The organism is Pseudomonas sp. 2835, assembly GCF_050435905.1.
Taxonomy (GTDB): Bacteria; Pseudomonadota; Gammaproteobacteria; order Pseudomonadales; family Pseudomonadaceae; genus Aquipseudomonas.
On sequence record NZ_JBNDLE010000003.1, the window covers coordinates 78,213 to 92,713 of the forward strand.

Here is a 14,501-nt window from a genome sequence, read left to right on the forward strand (position 1 = left end):
CGCCAACTTCTGGCCCAGGAGTTCACATGCTCGACATCGACCAGATCCGCAAGCACAGCCCCCAGGATGGCGACGTGTTCGTGTTGCCCGAGGGTACTGACTACAACTTGGCCAAGGACTTCGCCGAAGCACTTCACCTGGCGTGTCCGGGCGTTAAGTGTCTGGTAGTCATGGCCGATGTCCGGCGCCTGGATGTGGCCGCGATGAATGCCGCCGGCTGGTACCGGGCATGAACACCTTGCGCCAGATCGGCCTGGCCGTTGCAGCGGCGGCTGTTTTGGCCTTGCTGTTCTGGGGCCAGCACCAACGCCTACAGGTCGAGAAAGCCAGATCGGCCAACGCCGAAGACCGCTTGCAGACCGTCACTGAACGCAGCAACCGTCAAGCCGCAACCATCGTCAGCCTCGGCGCCGAAGTACAGGCGGAGCGCAGCGCACAGGCCTCACTGCGGGCAACCCAGAACCAGCTGCGCCAGAGCCTGGCCGACAGCCTCAACCAGATTCAGGAGCTCGAGCATGAAAACGATGAACTTCGCGATTGGTCCCGCCAGCCTCTGCCTGCTGTTGCTCGCCGGCTGCGCGAGCGCCCCGCCATCACCGGAGCCGCTGGTTATCGTGCGTGGCTGTCCAGCCGTGGTGCCCTGCAGCCTGCCGCCGGCGAAGCCAGCCGCTAACGGCGAGCTACTACGAGACGTCGAGCTGGTCGAAGCCGCCTGGGCCGACTGCGCCGCTCAGGTCGACACCGTTTACCAGGCCCAACAAGAAGCGCAGCAGCCATGAACAAGCCCGACTCCCTGCGCAATCACCTGCTCGCCGCCGTTCCAGGGCTGAGTAAGGACCCCGACCGTCTGTTGGTTTACATCGACGATGGCACCGTTCGCAGCACCGCTGCAGTGGGGCTCTCCTTCGAGTATGCCTACACCCTTAATGTGATCCTCACGGACTTCGCCGGGCATCCAGATGCTGTGATGATCCCCCTGCTGGCCTGGTTGCTGGTCCATCAGCACGAACTGCTGGCCAACCTGGAAAAGGGCAAGGAAGCTATTCGGTTTGAGGCCGACATCCTCGATGACAGCAAGGTCGATTTGTCGATCGCGCTGGCCCTGACCGAACGGGTGATCGTCAAAAAGCAGGATGACGGTATTTTGCAAGTCGCCCACCCGGACGAGCCCCAGCTCGTGCCCTACCTCCCGGCCGGGGCATGGGAGCTGTACGCCGGTGAATCCCTGCTCGCCGCATGGCAGAGCACCGCCCAGGACGGCGGCGATATCGCCAGCCCGCACCCGCATCATGGCTGATAACCTTCACGCCCTGGAGGACTGGGCCGGTGCCTTGCTGGCTCGGCTGGAACCCGGCGCTCGACGCAAGCTGAACCAGGAGATCGCCCGCGATCTACGCCGCAGTCAGCAGCAGCGTATCGCCACGCAGCGCAACCCGGACGGCTCACCGTACGCCAAGCGCAAGCCGCGCCAACTGCGCGGCAAGGCAGGCCGGATCAAGCGACAGATGTTCAGTAAGCTGCGCCAGGCCAAGCACCTGAAGCTACAGAGCACGCCGAACTCTATCGCCATTGGCTTCATGGCGCGGACAGCGCGCATTGCCCGGGTCCACCAAGAGGGCTTGCAGGATCGTCCAGGCAAGGGCGTCGCCGAGGTCCGGTACGAGCGCCGCGAACTACTGGGCTTCAGCGACACCGACCTCGATTTGATCCGCGACCGCCTGCTCGATCACCTCACCCGCTGACCCTGCCGCTGTAGTGCCCCCCGGTACAAACCGCCGGCCGTGCGCTTCACGCGCGCGCATCGCAGCATGACCGGCATGAACATCGCCGACCTCGCCCGACTCATCGAAAACCTTGTCCGCCTCGGCACCGTCGAAGCGGTGCAAATGCAGCCGCCCCGCGTAAAGGTTAAAAGCGGCAGCATCATCACCGCCTGGCGCCCCTGGTTGAGCCTGCGCGCCGGTGCTGACCGCGAGTGGGACCCGCCAACCGAGGGTGAGCAGGTCATATTGATCAGCCCCTCTGGCCTGCTTGCCCAGGGCGTAGTGCTGACCGGCTTGTTCAGTGACCTGGTCCCGCCCAACGGCGACCGCGAAGGCCTGCACCGCCGTACCTACCGCGACGGTGCGGTAATCGAGTACGACAGCGTTGCCCACCATCTGCGCGCCATTCTCCCCGTGGGCGGCATAACCGACCTCACCAGCCCCGGTGGTATCAACATCGTCGGCCCAATCAACCATATCGGTGACTACACCATTACCGGCACAGTGACCGCATCCGAGGATGTGATCGCCGGCGCCAACAGCATCAGCCTGGTCAAACACCGCACGTCTGGGGTGATGCCCGGCTCAGGCACATCGGGAGCACCGACGCAATGATCGGCATGAACGCCTACACCGGCCGCACAATCGCCGATCGGGAGCACTTGGCCCAGTCCATCGCCGACATTCTGACCACGCCCCTCGGCAGCCGGGTGATGCGCCGCGAGTACGGCAGCCAGCTGGTCGACCTGATCGACTGGCCACTGAACAACACCACGCGCCTGCAAGCCTATGCCGCCACGGCTACCGCGCTGATGCGCTGGGAGCCACGTATTCGCCTGGGGCGTGTTCAGCTCAGCCTGGGCGACATTCCCGGCCAAGCCATTCTGGATGTTGAGGGCGCCCTCGCCGATTCGAACGAGCCGTTCAGCCTTCGCGTCCCGCTGACTCTGGGGTCCGCCGCATGATCACGACCTTTACCCCCATCGACCTCTCTCAGTTACCCGCGCCCGACGTAGTGGAGCAGATCGACTACGAGCAGATCCTTGCCGAGCGCAAGGTCTATGCCGTGAGCTTATGGCCGGAAGTACAGCAAGCCGCCATTGCCGCCACACTGGAGCTGGAGTCAGAGCCTCTCACCAAACTCCTACAGGAGAGCGCCTACCGCGAGACGGTATTGCGCCAGCGCGTCAACGAGGCCTCGCTCGCTGTCATGCTCAGCTCGGCGCGTGGCAGCGACCTGGACCAGCTCGCCGGCAACTTCAACGTCAAACGTCTGGTCATTCGTGCCGCGAACCCGCGCGCAGTACCGCCAATTGCCGAGGAAAAGGAAAGCGACGACGCCCTGCGGGAGCGGGCGCAGATGGCCTTTGAGGGTTTGAGCACTGCCGGGCCGCGCAATGCATACATCTTCCACGCCCGTGGAGCAGATGGCCGTGTCGCCGACGCCTCGGCAGACAGTCCATCCCCGGCCGTGGCCGTAGTGACGGTGCAATCGATCATCGCCGACGGCACTGCTAGCGCCGCACTGCTCGAAGTAGTCCGCACCTACCTCAACGATGAAGACCGCCGGCCGGTTGCTGATCGCCTGATCGTCCAGGGCGCTGAAGTCCTGCCTTACCAGGTCAAGGCGCGGCTGTTCCTGAAGACCCAGGGGCCGGAGAGCGAGCCGATTCTCGCGGCCGCCACCCAGAAGCTCCAGGCCTATGTCCACCAGCGCCGCCGCTTGGGTATGCAGGTATCCGAATCGGCCATCCATGCGGCGCTGCACGTCGAGGGCGTGCGTAAAGTCGAGCTCGACGACTGGCAGGACCTCAACGCCAGCAGCGCGCAGGCGCCCTACTGCACCGCCATTCACCTGACCACAGGCGTCGAGCCGTGACCTTGCTGCCGGGCAATGCCACGCCGCTGGAGCGCCTGGCGGCTGAGGCGCTTGCGCAAATGCAGCGGGTGCCGGTGCCGTTGCGCGACCTGGTCAACCCTGACCGCTGCCCACTGGCGCTGCTGCCCTACCTGGCCTGGGCGTTTTCCGTTGACCGCTGGGACAGCCGCTGGCCCGAGGCCGCCAAACGCACCGCGATCCGATCCGCGTTTTTCATTCACTCGCGCAAGGGAACCATTGGCGCTTTGCGCCGCGTGGTCGAGCCGCTGGGGTACCTGATCGAGGTAATCGAGTGGTTCCAGACCGTGCCGCAGGGGGTGCCCGGCACCTTCGCCCTGAAGATCGGCGTGCTCGATACCGGCATCACCGAAGAGATGTATCAGGAACTGGTATGGCTCATCGATGACGCCCGGCCCCTGACCCGCCATCTCACCGGGCTGGCGATCACCCTGGCCACCACCGGCTATCTGCGCCTGGCGGCTGCCGTCCATGAAGGCGATGAGATTGACGTCTACCCGCCAACTTCCCGCGACATCGTGGTCACCGGCAGCTTCGGTCCCGCAGGTCGCGAACACACCATTGAAACCCTGGACGTTTACCCATGACTGACCAAAACAGCCAGTTCTTTGCCATTCTCACCGCCGTTGGTGAAGCCAAGCAGGCCAATGCCAACGCCCTGGGCATCCCCTGGACCTTCAGCCAGATGGGCGTTGGTGATGCCAACGGCACCGAGCCGATCCCTTCACGCACGCAAACCCGCCTGATCAACGAGCGGCGCCGAGCGCCGTTGAACCAGGTCAAGGTCGACCCAGCCAACGCCAACATCGTCATCGCCGAGCAGATCATTCCGCCCGACGTCGGCGGCTGGTGGATCCGCGAGATCGGTCTGTATGACGCCGACAACGACCTGGTGGCCGTGGCCAACTGCGCGCCGAGCTTCAAGCCGCTGCTGAGTCAGGGCACTGGCAAGACCCAGGTGGTGCGGATGAACTTCATCGTCACCAGCGCCGCCAACGTTACCTTGAAGATCGACCCGGCCGTGGTGCTGGCCACGCGGGAGTTTGTCGAACTGCGCCTGTCCGAAGAGATCGGCAAGCTCGATGGCAAGAACAGCGTACGTGTCGCGACCCTCGGCCCTATTGATCTCAGCGGGATCCCCACCCTGGACGGGGTGACCCTGCAAGCCGGTGACCGGGTACTGGTCAAGGACCAGGTACAAGGGCGGGAGAACGGACTGTACGTCGTCGGCCCTGGCCTGTGGGCTCGGGCGCAGGACGCGGATGGCAATGCCGAGGTAACTCCGGGACTGACGGTGACGGTCGAGCAAGGTGCCAAGCTGGCCGATACTCAATGGAAGCTGGTCACCGACGCGCCCATCGTGGTGGGCACCACACCGCTGCAGTTCCAGAACGTGGCTGCCGGGTACAGCGGAATCGCACCGCGCAATGTGGGTGGCCCGATTACCACCGCTGAGGCAGGCAAGCTGATCTACTTCTATGGTGGCGCGACTGGCCAGGTACTGACCTTACCCAGCGCCGCCGACTTCCCCACGGGCGGTAAGCTCAACCTGCAAAGCATGAGCGGCGTGCCCTGTGAGCTTGCCGCGTTTGGAACTGAGCGGATTTGGGTCGGGGCCAGTACGGTTGCCAGTTTGACAATGTACCCCTGCACCGAGCTCGAGCTGGTACGGGTCAGCCCCACCGAATGGTTTGCCCAGGGCACCGGCACCCTGCACCGGCTGAACAGCATGCCGCTGGTGGGCACAGGCGCAAATGACGGCCGACTGGCGAGCACAGCCTTTGTCCAGCAGGAACTGGCGGTCGAACGTGGCAGTGCTGCCCCGCTGATGGATGGCGTGGCCGCTGCCGGTGTGGCAGTCAAGAAAGCGCGAGAGGATCACCGGCATCCGACCGATACCAGCCGGGCGCCGCTGGCATCGCCGGTGTTTACCGGTGTGCCCCGCGTGCCCACAGCAGCAGTCAGCGCCACGGGTGACCAGGCGGCGAGCCTGGACTATTGCCGACTGGTGGTTGCGGCGCTGGTAGATTCGGCGCCGGGCGCATTGGACACGCTCAAAGAGCTGGCCGCCGCCCTGGGCAACGACCCGAACTTTGCCGCGACCATGACCTACTACCTGTCGCTCAAAGCGCCGTTGGCCAGCCCGGCCCTGACCGGCGCCCCGACGACGCCGCTGGCGGCACTGTTCGACGACTCCAGCCAGCTGGCGTCGACGGCCTTTGTCCGGCGCTTCGGTAACCAGTTCGGCGGCGTAGGCGTATACACCGCATCAGCGCAATTGCCGGCCACGGACGCAGGCAAGCTGATCTACTTTGCCGGTTCCGCACAAAACCAGACGCTGACGCTGCCCCCGGCCAGCTCGTTGCCGGTGGGCAGCAAGCTGCACTTCCAGAACATGGCGCCCAATCAGGTGTTTGTCAGTCGCGCCGGCACTGACACGGTGCAGGTGGGGGGTGTGCTGACGCCGGTAGTGGTGATCCCCACCGGTGGTGATGCGTACTTCACCCGCGTGGGTACCAGTGATTGGTTCGTCAACGGCACGGCAGTTCTGGACAAGCTGGCCAGTTTCGCCAGCCTCAAGCAGCCCAACGGCTGGGAGAAGTCACCGAGCGGAATCATTCGCCAGTGGGGCTACGCCAACAACGGCGACATGGTGAACGGCACGCTTATCACCCTGCCCATGACCTACCCGAACGAACACTTTCAGACCGTCGTCTGTGCCTACAACTCCACCGGCGATATCGACAACTGCTACATCGGCGAGCTGGGCACGAACTTTTTCCGCTTGCTCACGCAATCGCAGGCAGCGGCAGGTGGCCCCTGGGTCAACAACGTCGTGGCGGCCCGATACGTTTCCTATGGCTGGTAAGGAGTACACATGACCATTTTCTACAGTGCTTCAACCGGTGGCTTCTTTGATGACGCGCTGTTTGATGCCGACACCCTGCCGGCCGATGTGGTCGAGATCACCGAAGAGGATCATCAGGCGCTGCTGCAGGGTCAGTCGGACATGAAACAGATCGTCGCCGACGACAACGGCTACCCGCGCTTGCTGGAGCGCCAGGCCAGCCTGCCGACCCCGGCAGAGCTGGTGCAGCGGATCGATGCCTACGCCGTGACCCAGTACACCTACCTCAACCGTTTTGAAGTCGAGTACCGCGAACGCGCAACGGCAGCGCGCCGCTATCGCGAGGCCGGCTACAGCGGCGAGCCGGGGATCTGGATCACCTCGTTTGCCGAGGCGGCTGGGCTCGAACCCGCACCGGCCGCCGATCGCATCATCAGCCAGGCCGAGGCGCTGGCCGATGCCTTCGCGCAGCTGGCGGCGCTACGCATGCGCAAGCGCGAGGTGCTCGCCCTGGACGGTGAGGATGCGCTGTTGCGCGCCCGGGAAATCACCGAAGCAATGGATGCAGTGGTGCAAACCATCGAGTGATCGTTGTAGCGCAGACGGGTACAACCCGCCCTGATCGCCAGTACGCCGCGCGCGCGGCAGCCTGTGCAGTGTCATCCCACTGCACAGGCACACCTCCATGGCCACCGATTACCATCATGGCGTCCGCGTCCTCGAAATCAACGAAGGCACCCGCCCCATTCGCACGGTCGCCACCGCCGTGGTGGGCATGGTCTGCACCGCGCAGGATGCCGACGCCACCGTCTTCCCCCTGAACAAGCCCGTCCTGCTGACCGACGTCCTCACCGCCGCCGGTAAGGCCGGTGAAGCCGGCACCCTGGCCCGCAGCCTGGATGCGATTGCCGACCAGGCCAGCCCAGTCACCGTCGTGGTACGGGTTGCCGAGGGCGAGACCGAGGCGCAAACCACCACTAACATCGTCGGCAGCGTCACGTCCACCGGTCAGTACACCGGACTCAAGGCCCTGCTGGCCGCTGAGGCGCAGCTCGGTGTCAAACCGCGCATCCTCGGCGTACCTGGTCTGGACAACCTGGCGGTGACCACCGAACTGGTGGCCATCGCGCAAAAACTGCGGGGCTTTGCCTACGCCAACTGCTTTGACTGCGAGACCGTGTCCGAAGCGCTGGCCTACCGCGCAGGCTTCGGCGCCCGCGAACTGATGCTGATCTGGCCTGACTTCATCAACTGGGACACCGCCACCAGCAGCGAGAAACCTGCCGCCGCCGTCGCCCGGGCGCTGGGCTTACGCGCCAAGCTCGACGAGCAGGTCGGCTGGCACAAGACCCTCTCGAACGTGCCCGTCAATGGCGTCTCGGGGCTGTCCAAGGACATCTTCTTTGACCTGCAGAACCCAGCCACCGACGCCGGCCTGCTGAACGCTGACGAAGTCACCACCCTGATCCGCCGCGAAGGCTTCCGCTTCTGGGGCTCGCGCACCTGCTCCGACGACCCGCTGTTCGCTTTCGAGAACTACACCCGGTCTGCCCAGGTGCTGGCCGACACCATGGCCGAGGCGCACTTCTGGGCGGTGGACAAGCCGATGCACTCAAGCCTGGTGCGCGACATCGTCGAAGGCATCAACGCCAAGTTCCGCGAGCTGGTGCGCAACGGTTACCTGCTGGGCGGCGAGTGCTGGTACGACGAAGCGGCCAACGACAAGGACACCCTCAAGGCCGGCAAGCTGTACCTGGACTACGACTACACCCCGGTACCGCCGCTGGAAAACCTGCTGTTGCGCCAGCGCATCACCGACCGCCACCTGGTGCAGTTCGCTGCCGCCGTCAACGCCTGATCCCATTTGCCCGCGTGGCCCCGTCCGCGCCGTAGGAGAGCCCGACCATGGCCCTGCCCAAGAAACTCAAGCACCTCAACCTGTTCAACGACGGTAACAGCTACCTGGGCGTGGCCAAGTCGGTCACCCTGCCCACCCTCGGCCGCAAGCTCGAAGCCTACCGGGGCGGCGGCATGGAGGGCCCGGTCAAAGTCGACCTCGGCCACAACGACGACGGCCTGCAGCTGGAGTGGACCCTCGGCGGCTGGGACCTGATCGCCCTGCGCCAGTTCGCCGCCGTGCGCGTGGACGGCGTGCAACTGCGCTTCTCGGCCTCGGTGCAGCGCGACGACACCGGCGAAGTCAGCGCGGTGGAGATCGTCACGCGCGGTCGCCACGAAGAAGTCGACTTCGGCGATGCCGAACCCGGCGAAGACACCGAGCACAAGATCACCACGGCCCTCACCTACTACAAGCTCACCGTCGACGGTGAGGTCATTGTCGAGATCGACTTGCTCAACTTCATCTATGCCGTCGACGGCAAAGATCGCCTGGAAGAACACCGCAAGGCCCTGGGCATTTAATCCCGCACCGCCGGTCAACTGCCGGCGGCAACCTCAGTACCAAGGAGCAACCGCATGAAAACCCCAGAACAGAGCGCACCAGCCAAGAACTTCAACGAGGAAACCATCACCCTCGACACGCCGATCATCCGCGGCGAGACCTCGATCACCTCCGTTACCTTGCGCAAGCCAGCCAGTGGCGAGCTGCGCGGGGTCAGCCTGGTGGACCTGGCCAGCATGGACGTGCTGTCGCTGCGTAAGGTGTTGCCACGCATCACCACCCCGACCCTGACCGATATCGAGATCGGCCGCATGGACCCGGCCGACCTCCTGCAGTGCGGTGTGGCGGTCGGCAGTTTTTTGCTGAAGAAGTCGGACAGGGAAGCTGCCCTCATTGCGTAGACGACGTGATGGCCGACCTGGCCATCGTCTTTCACTGGGGCCCGGCCGACATGGACCTATTGCCCCTTTCTGAGCTGATGGATTGGCGCGAGCGGGCCATAACGCGCTGGGAGCAGACCCATGGCAAATAGCCTGAAGATGGAAGTGGTTCTCCAGGCCATTGACCGCGCCACCCGCCCCATCCGTGCCATTACCCAAGGCAGCGTTGGCCTGGGGCGGGCACTCAAGGAGTCCCGCGACCAGCTGAAGGTGCTGCAGGACCAGCAACGCGATGTCAGCAGCTGGCGAAGCCTGCGCGCCGCCAGCGAACAAACCGGTACCGCCCTGCAAGCGGCACGCGATCGCGTCAAGGCGCTGGGCCAGGAGCAGGCCAGTGCCAGCGTACCCACGCGGCAGATGACCCGCGATCTCAAGGCCGCCATCCGCGAAGCGACACGCCTGAAGCAACAGCACCAGGAGCAGCAGGTTCAACTCCAGGGGCTGCGCAACAAGCTGGGCAGCGCCGGCATCAGCACGCGTAATCTCGGCCAGCACGAACGGGATCTGCGCCAGCGTATCGTCCAGACCAACCAGGCAATCAGTGATCAGGGCCGGCGAATGGAGGCCCTGAGCCGGCAAACGCGACAGGCTGCTGCAGCCAAAGCCAGCTTCGAGAAGGCCCAGCATGTTGCCGGCAGTATGGCTGCAGGTGGCGCTGCCGGCCTGGCAAGCGGCTACGCCCTCTCCCGGCCGCTGCAGGGCATGGTCGATGCCTTTGCCCCCGCCGAGGACGCCGCCACGCAACTGAAAGTGTCGATGATGGATGGCATCGGCCAGGTCTCCAGTGACTACCAGAAGATCAGCGACCTGGCCACCAAGCTGGGCGACAAGCTGCCGGGCTCCACCGCAGACTTTCAGAACATGATGACAATGCTGCGCCGGCAGGGCTTGAGCGCGCAGAGCATCCTTGGCGGTACCGGGGAGGCTGCTGCGTACCTGGGCGTGCAATTGAAGATGCCCGCAGATCAAGCAGCCGAATTTGCGGCGAAGATGCAGGATGCAACCCGGACTTCGGAAAAAGACATGATGGCGCTGATGGATACCATCCAGCGCGGGTTTTACAGCGGCGTCGACCCCACCAACATGCTGCAGGGCTTCAGCAAGATCGCCCCGGTAATGGACGTGATCAAGAAGTCAGGCATCGATGCGGCGAAGGAGCTCGGCCCGCTGCTGGTCATGATGGACCAAGCCGGTATGGAAGGCGGCGCTGCCGGCAACGCCTACCGCAAAATCTTCCAGGCCGGGCTGAACAAGGACGGCGTCGATGACGTGAACGAGAATGCCGCCTTGAGCAAGCGCGGTATCCAGCTCAGTTTCACCAACAAGGACGGCAACTTTGCCGGCCTTGAAAACCTCTACGCCCAGATCGAAAAGCTCAAGGTCCTCAACGACGAAGACCGCACCACGGTTATCAAGGATCTGTTCGGCGACGACTCCGAAACGCTGACAGTGCTCAACACCATGATGAACAAGGGCATCGCGGGCTATCAGGAAGTCCAGCAGAAGCTGCAGAACCAGGCCGACCTGCGCACCCGCGTTAACGAACAACTCGGCACGCTGACCAATACCATCGAAGCCGCCCAGGGCAGCTGGACCAACGCCATGGCCGAGATCGGCGCTACGGTAGCCCCTGCACTCAAAGACATTATCAACGGGCTTGGCGAGCTGGCCGTAAGCGTGAAGGACTGGGTCAGCGCCAACCCCGCGCTTACAGCAGCCATTTTCAAAACGGTAGCGGGCCTGGCAATGCTGCTGACAGCCGGTGGCGGTATCAGCATCATGCTGGCCAGCATGCTCGGGCCGTTCGCCATGGTCCGCTACGCGATGACGCTGGTCGGTATCAAGAGCCTCGGCGCCGTCACTGCGTTCAAGGGCCTCGGCAGCGCTCTGCTGTGGGTTGGTAAAGCGGTGATGATCGTCGGCCGCGCCCTGCTGATGAACCCCATCGGCCTGGCCGTCGCGGCAATCGCCGGCGCCGCGTACCTGATCTACAAGAATTGGGAGCCGATCAAAACGTTCTTCCTCGGCCTGTGGACCCAGATCGAGGCAGGCTTCAGCTCAGGCCTTACCGGCATCCTCGCCCTGATCGCCAACTTCAGCCCGCAAGGCATGTTCTACAGCGCGTTCGCGTCAGTGATGAACTACTTCGGCGTCGAGCTGCCGACCAAGTTCAGCGACTTCGGCGGCATGCTTCTGGACGGCCTGGTATCCGGCATCACCAACAAGCTCGGTGCGGTCAAGGACGCCATTACCGGCGCCGGTGACGCCACCATCGGCTGGTTCAAAGAGAAACTCGGCATCCACTCCCCTTCCCGGGTATTCGCCGAGCTGGGCGGCTTCACCATGGCGGGCCTCGAACAGGGCTTGACGGGCAATCAGGGCGGCCCGCTGGAAGCCGTCACCGCCTTGGGAAAGCAGCTCACCACTGCCGGTGCATTCACGCTCAGCGGCGAAGCCCAGGGCATCACCACGAAAACTCAAGGCGGCCCGTTGGATGCCGTAGCCGCGATGAGCAAGAACCTCGCCACCGCTGTGGGTTTCAACTTCGGTGACGCCCCGAGCATGACCGTGGACAACCGCCCGCCTCTGTCTGCGGCACCGGCCGCAGGACGAAGCGCTGGCATCAGCACGCAGCCACCACCAATGGTATTCAACATTCACCCGGCTGCCGGCATGGACGAGCAGGCCTTGGCCCGCCTGGTTGCCGCCGAAGTCGCCAAACAGCAACGAGCCACCCAGGCGCGCGGCCGTAGCGCGCTATCAGACAGTGAGTAAAGCCCCATGATGATGGCCCTCGGCATGTTCATTTTCAGCCTGGAAACCCTCGCGTACCAGGAGTTCCAACGCCAGACCGACTGGCGCCACGGCAGCACCTCGCGCATCGGGACCAACCCTGCGCGACAGTTCCTGGGCCGTGGTGACGACAGCATCACCCTGCCCGGCGTGCTGCTGCCAGGCCTGATCGGTAGCCCGCTCAGCCTCGACACCCTGCGCATGATGGGCAACACCGGTAAGGCCTGGCCCCTGGTCGAGGGTACCGGCAAGATCTACGGCCTGTGGGTGATCGAGTCGCTGAGTGATACGCGGACGGTGTTCTTCCGTGACGGTGCTGCCAGGCGAATCGAGTTCACCCTCAAGCTCACCCGCATCGATGATGGCCGCGTCGACTTGCTCGGCACCTTGTCCGGTACCGCCGGCAACCTGCTGAGGGCCATCCTGTGACCCTCCTGGAACAAGCGGATAATCTGCTCCAGGACGCAGCCAGCCGTTACCGTGAAGCGACTGCCTACCCACGTCCCGTCTGCCGTGTCGTGGTCAACGGCCAGGACATTACCGGCACCGTCGAGCAGCGCCTCGTCAGCATCGAGCTGACCGACAACCGGGGCATGGAGGCTGACCAGCTCGACATCAACCTCAGCGACCACGACGGCCTGCTGGCCATCCCACCACGCGGCGCCACAGTGCGCCTGTGGCTGGGCTGGAGCGATACCGGGCTGATCGATAAGGGTAGCTATACCGTGGATGAAACCGAGCACAGCGGGGCCCCGGACACCCTCAGCATTCGCGCACGCAGCGCAGACCTGCGCGGCGGCCTCAAGGTCAAAAAGGAACGCAGCTGGAGCAGCTCTACCCTGGGCACGGTGATTGGCGCCATCGCTGCCGCCCATGACCTGGCACCGGTGATCAGCCCGGTGCTGGCCGCGATCGAGCTGCTGCACCTGGACCAGACCAATGAAAGCGACGCCAACCTGCTGACCCGCCTGGGGACAGAACACGATGCGATATCCGCGGTGAAGGCTGGCCGGCTGCTGTTCATGCCTGCCGGCAAAAGCGTCACCGCCAGTGGCGCCGCCCTACCCCACGTTGTACTGACCCGAGAGGACGGCGATCAACACCGCTTCCTGCAGGCCGACCGCGACAGCTACACCGGGGTCAAGGCGTACTACTACCAGGTCAACAGCGCCGAAAAGAAAGAGGCCATCGCCGGCGCCGGCGACAACCTCAAGGAATTGCGGCACAGCTACACCGACCAGGCCAGCGCGCTGCAGGCGGCCCGAGCCGAGTGGAACCGCCTGCAACGCGGTACTGCCACGTTGAGCTACACCCTGGCCAAAGGCCGGCCAGAACTCACGCCCGACCAGACCTACAGCCTGGTGGGGGTAAAGGCCGAGATCAGCGCAATCATCTGGCTGGGCGGCAACCTTCGGCACAGCTTCACCTCAGAGAGTTTCACCACCAGCATGGATCTGGAGTCCAAGTTGCCGGACCAGGACGGCGTGGAAGACCTGGTCGATAAAAAGACAAACTACACAGGCATCATCGCCACCTACCGCGATGAGAAAACGGGCAAGCAAAAGACTGTCACGGCTGGAGACCAGGCCAACCCTCAGCGGCTCACGCACCTCTACGCCAGCAAGGGTAGTGCTAAACGTGCGGTTGATCGTGAGTGGCGACGGCTGCAGGCCGAGAAAGCCTAAGCACAAAAAACCCGGCGCTGGCCGGGTTCAATTTCTATTTCGTGGGTAAGAGCGCATCGAGAAACCGGATGATATCGCTCTGGCCTTGCTTATCGAGTCGCCGGAACATCAGCACTATCATCCGTTCGCGCTGATTGAGTTCAAGCTGCTCGAGCTTTTCGGGCTGGTTGGTCTGCACCTTTTCTATCACCGACATGTGTCACTCCATTCAACACGATCGGGTACCCGGCACCAGTTTCGGTGCCAACCAAAGCACCCGGGGAATGAGCGATTTTCAGCATGATTTGGTGTGCCACCAGCCTACGAAAAGAATTCAGGCATAAAAATTATGAATTTCCACACAATGCCTGGGCACGCTGGACAACATCGCTGTAGTCCATTTTTACACTTGGCATCGAAGGATCAGGCTTTGTTATATCTCGGCCGTCGGCCCAGCCACGTTCCTTGGCAACACTTCGAGCGCTGCCGCTCAGCGCGTACACCGTCCCATCCGATGTTCTCGCCAGCGCTTTCGGTGATGGTCCTTCACACATCAGATCCAGCTTGTCGACCGTGAAAGGCCAAGCCCCGCCGTAGTCCTTGCTGGAAATGCTCTGCACTTTCTCATCAGCACCGCAGCCAGCCATGGCCAGCGTTGCAACGAGCAGCGCTGTCAGCGAAATCCCTTTTAACAT

General features: G+C 63.7%; 19 protein-coding genes and 1 pseudogene. 18 read left to right on the forward strand and 2 right to left on the reverse strand.

Annotated elements, in window-relative coordinates:
- The first annotated feature begins 26 nt into the window (after positions 1-26).
- The 18 genes and pseudogenes from ABIE20_RS04465 (at position 27) to ABIE20_RS04550 (ending at position 13,827) form a co-directional block, all read left to right on the forward strand.
- Complete coding sequence (locus ABIE20_RS04465; RefSeq protein ID WP_429503128.1) at positions 27-233, forward strand: hypothetical protein; 207 nt, start codon at positions 27-29, stop codon at positions 231-233.
- Positions 230-592 (forward strand): annotated as a pseudogene (locus tag ABIE20_RS04470) (Rz-like lysis system protein LysB); the annotation flags it as partial. The gene ABIE20_RS04465 and the pseudogene ABIE20_RS04470, both read left to right, overlap by 4 nt.
- On the forward strand, positions 516-779 hold the full coding sequence (gene lysC, locus ABIE20_RS04475; protein WP_429503130.1) for an Rz1-like lysis system protein LysC: 264 nt from the start codon (positions 516-518) through the stop codon (positions 777-779). The pseudogene ABIE20_RS04470 and the gene lysC, both read left to right, overlap by 77 nt.
- Complete coding sequence (locus ABIE20_RS04480) at positions 776-1,297, forward strand: phage tail protein (protein WP_429503132.1); 522 nt, start codon at positions 776-778, stop codon at positions 1,295-1,297. The genes lysC and ABIE20_RS04480 overlap by 4 nt, the downstream gene beginning before the upstream one ends.
- Positions 1,290-1,742 (forward strand): phage virion morphogenesis protein, encoded by a 453-nt coding sequence (locus ABIE20_RS04485; protein ID WP_429503134.1) that lies wholly within the window; start codon positions 1,290-1,292, stop codon positions 1,740-1,742. Before ABIE20_RS04480 ends, ABIE20_RS04485 begins: the two co-directional genes overlap by 8 nt.
- 75 nt (positions 1,743-1,817) lie before the next feature.
- Positions 1,818-2,378 (forward strand): phage baseplate assembly protein V, encoded by a 561-nt coding sequence (locus tag ABIE20_RS04490; protein ID WP_429503136.1) that lies wholly within the window; start codon positions 1,818-1,820, stop codon positions 2,376-2,378.
- The gene (locus ABIE20_RS04495) at positions 2,375-2,728 is read left to right on the forward strand and encodes a GPW/gp25 family protein (RefSeq protein WP_429503138.1); all 354 of its coding nucleotides are present in this window, start codon (positions 2,375-2,377) and stop codon (positions 2,726-2,728) included. Before ABIE20_RS04490 ends, ABIE20_RS04495 begins: the two co-directional genes overlap by 4 nt.
- A complete protein-coding gene (locus ABIE20_RS04500; protein ID WP_429503676.1) occupies positions 2,728-3,642 on the forward strand; it encodes a baseplate J/gp47 family protein in 915 nt (304 codons plus the stop codon). The genes ABIE20_RS04495 and ABIE20_RS04500 overlap by 1 nt, the downstream gene beginning before the upstream one ends.
- Positions 3,639-4,247: a phage tail protein I gene (locus ABIE20_RS04505; protein ID WP_429503140.1), complete on the forward strand. Its 609-nt coding sequence runs from the start codon at positions 3,639-3,641 to the stop codon at positions 4,245-4,247. Before ABIE20_RS04500 ends, ABIE20_RS04505 begins: the two co-directional genes overlap by 4 nt.
- A complete protein-coding gene (locus tag ABIE20_RS04510) occupies positions 4,244-6,529 on the forward strand; it encodes a phage tail protein (RefSeq protein ID WP_429503142.1) in 2,286 nt (761 codons plus the stop codon). Before ABIE20_RS04505 ends, ABIE20_RS04510 begins: the two co-directional genes overlap by 4 nt.
- Positions 6,530-6,538: 9 nt before the next feature.
- A complete protein-coding gene (locus ABIE20_RS04515) occupies positions 6,539-7,096 on the forward strand; it encodes a hypothetical protein (RefSeq protein WP_429503144.1) in 558 nt (185 codons plus the stop codon).
- Between the two features lie 97 nt (positions 7,097-7,193).
- Positions 7,194-8,366 carry a phage tail sheath protein gene (locus ABIE20_RS04520; RefSeq protein WP_429503146.1) on the forward strand — a complete coding sequence of 391 codons (1,173 nt, stop codon included), beginning with the start codon at positions 7,194-7,196 and terminating at the stop codon, positions 8,364-8,366.
- Between the two features lie 47 nt (positions 8,367-8,413).
- Positions 8,414-8,929, forward strand: coding sequence for a phage major tail tube protein (locus ABIE20_RS04525; RefSeq protein WP_429503148.1), 516 nt, complete (start codon positions 8,414-8,416; stop codon positions 8,927-8,929).
- A 54-nt stretch (positions 8,930-8,983) separates the two neighbouring features.
- Positions 8,984-9,310: a phage tail assembly protein gene (locus ABIE20_RS04530; RefSeq protein ID WP_195883577.1), complete on the forward strand. Its 327-nt coding sequence runs from the start codon at positions 8,984-8,986 to the stop codon at positions 9,308-9,310.
- 8 nt (positions 9,311-9,318) lie between these two features.
- Complete coding sequence (locus tag ABIE20_RS04535) at positions 9,319-9,441, forward strand: GpE family phage tail protein (protein ID WP_115087735.1); 123 nt, start codon at positions 9,319-9,321, stop codon at positions 9,439-9,441.
- Positions 9,431-12,124 carry a phage tail tape measure protein gene (locus ABIE20_RS04540; protein ID WP_429503150.1) on the forward strand — a complete coding sequence of 898 codons (2,694 nt, stop codon included), beginning with the start codon at positions 9,431-9,433 and terminating at the stop codon, positions 12,122-12,124. Before ABIE20_RS04535 ends, ABIE20_RS04540 begins: the two co-directional genes overlap by 11 nt.
- Positions 12,125-12,130: 6 nt before the next feature.
- Positions 12,131-12,571 (forward strand): phage tail protein, encoded by a 441-nt coding sequence (locus ABIE20_RS04545; protein WP_195883575.1) that lies wholly within the window; start codon positions 12,131-12,133, stop codon positions 12,569-12,571.
- Positions 12,568-13,827, forward strand: coding sequence for a phage late control D family protein (locus ABIE20_RS04550; RefSeq protein WP_429503152.1), 1,260 nt, complete (start codon positions 12,568-12,570; stop codon positions 13,825-13,827). Before ABIE20_RS04545 ends, ABIE20_RS04550 begins: the two co-directional genes overlap by 4 nt.
- Positions 13,828-13,861: 34 nt before the next feature.
- On the opposite strand, the gene ABIE20_RS04555 is transcribed toward ABIE20_RS04550, so the two are convergent.
- Together ABIE20_RS04555 and ABIE20_RS04560 are read right to left on the reverse strand one after the other, a co-directional pair.
- On the reverse strand, positions 13,862-14,023 hold the full coding sequence (locus ABIE20_RS04555) for a hypothetical protein (protein WP_429503154.1): 162 nt from the start codon (positions 14,021-14,023) through the stop codon (positions 13,862-13,864).
- Between the two features lie 130 nt (positions 14,024-14,153).
- Positions 14,154-14,501, reverse strand: coding sequence for a DUF2511 domain-containing protein (locus ABIE20_RS04560; protein WP_429503156.1), 348 nt, complete (start codon positions 14,499-14,501; stop codon positions 14,154-14,156).

Excerpts from the sequence above, each read along its gene's own strand:
- ABIE20_RS04510 (WP_429503142.1), top strand. The coding sequence starts at position 4,244 with ATGACTGACCAAAACAGCCAGTTCTTTGCCATTCTCACCGCCGTTGGT.
- ABIE20_RS04495 (WP_429503138.1), top strand. The coding sequence starts at position 2,375 with ATGATCGGCATGAACGCCTACACCGGCCGCACAATCGCCGATCGGGAG.
- ABIE20_RS04545 (WP_195883575.1), top strand. The coding sequence starts at position 12,131 with ATGATGATGGCCCTCGGCATGTTCATTTTCAGCCTGGAAACCCTCGCG.
- ABIE20_RS04560 (WP_429503156.1), bottom strand. The coding sequence starts at position 14,501 with ATGTTAAAAGGGATTTCGCTGACAGCGCTGCTCGTTGCAACGCTGGCC.
- ABIE20_RS04515 (WP_429503144.1), top strand. The coding sequence starts at position 6,539 with ATGACCATTTTCTACAGTGCTTCAACCGGTGGCTTCTTTGATGACGCG.
- lysC (WP_429503130.1), top strand. The coding sequence starts at position 516 with ATGAAAACGATGAACTTCGCGATTGGTCCCGCCAGCCTCTGCCTGCTG.
- ABIE20_RS04520 (WP_429503146.1), top strand. The coding sequence starts at position 7,194 with ATGGCCACCGATTACCATCATGGCGTCCGCGTCCTCGAAATCAACGAA.
- ABIE20_RS04465 (WP_429503128.1), top strand. The coding sequence starts at position 27 with ATGCTCGACATCGACCAGATCCGCAAGCACAGCCCCCAGGATGGCGAC.
- ABIE20_RS04490 (WP_429503136.1), top strand. The coding sequence starts at position 1,818 with ATGAACATCGCCGACCTCGCCCGACTCATCGAAAACCTTGTCCGCCTC.
- ABIE20_RS04555 (WP_429503154.1), bottom strand. The coding sequence starts at position 14,023 with ATGTCGGTGATAGAAAAGGTGCAGACCAACCAGCCCGAAAAGCTCGAG.
- ABIE20_RS04530 (WP_195883577.1), top strand. The coding sequence starts at position 8,984 with ATGAAAACCCCAGAACAGAGCGCACCAGCCAAGAACTTCAACGAGGAA.
- ABIE20_RS04540 (WP_429503150.1), top strand. The coding sequence starts at position 9,431 with ATGGCAAATAGCCTGAAGATGGAAGTGGTTCTCCAGGCCATTGACCGC.
- ABIE20_RS04525 (WP_429503148.1), top strand. The coding sequence starts at position 8,414 with ATGGCCCTGCCCAAGAAACTCAAGCACCTCAACCTGTTCAACGACGGT.
- ABIE20_RS04480 (WP_429503132.1), top strand. The coding sequence starts at position 776 with ATGAACAAGCCCGACTCCCTGCGCAATCACCTGCTCGCCGCCGTTCCA.
- ABIE20_RS04485 (WP_429503134.1), top strand. The coding sequence starts at position 1,290 with ATGGCTGATAACCTTCACGCCCTGGAGGACTGGGCCGGTGCCTTGCTG.
- ABIE20_RS04535 (WP_115087735.1), top strand. The coding sequence starts at position 9,319 with ATGGCCGACCTGGCCATCGTCTTTCACTGGGGCCCGGCCGACATGGAC.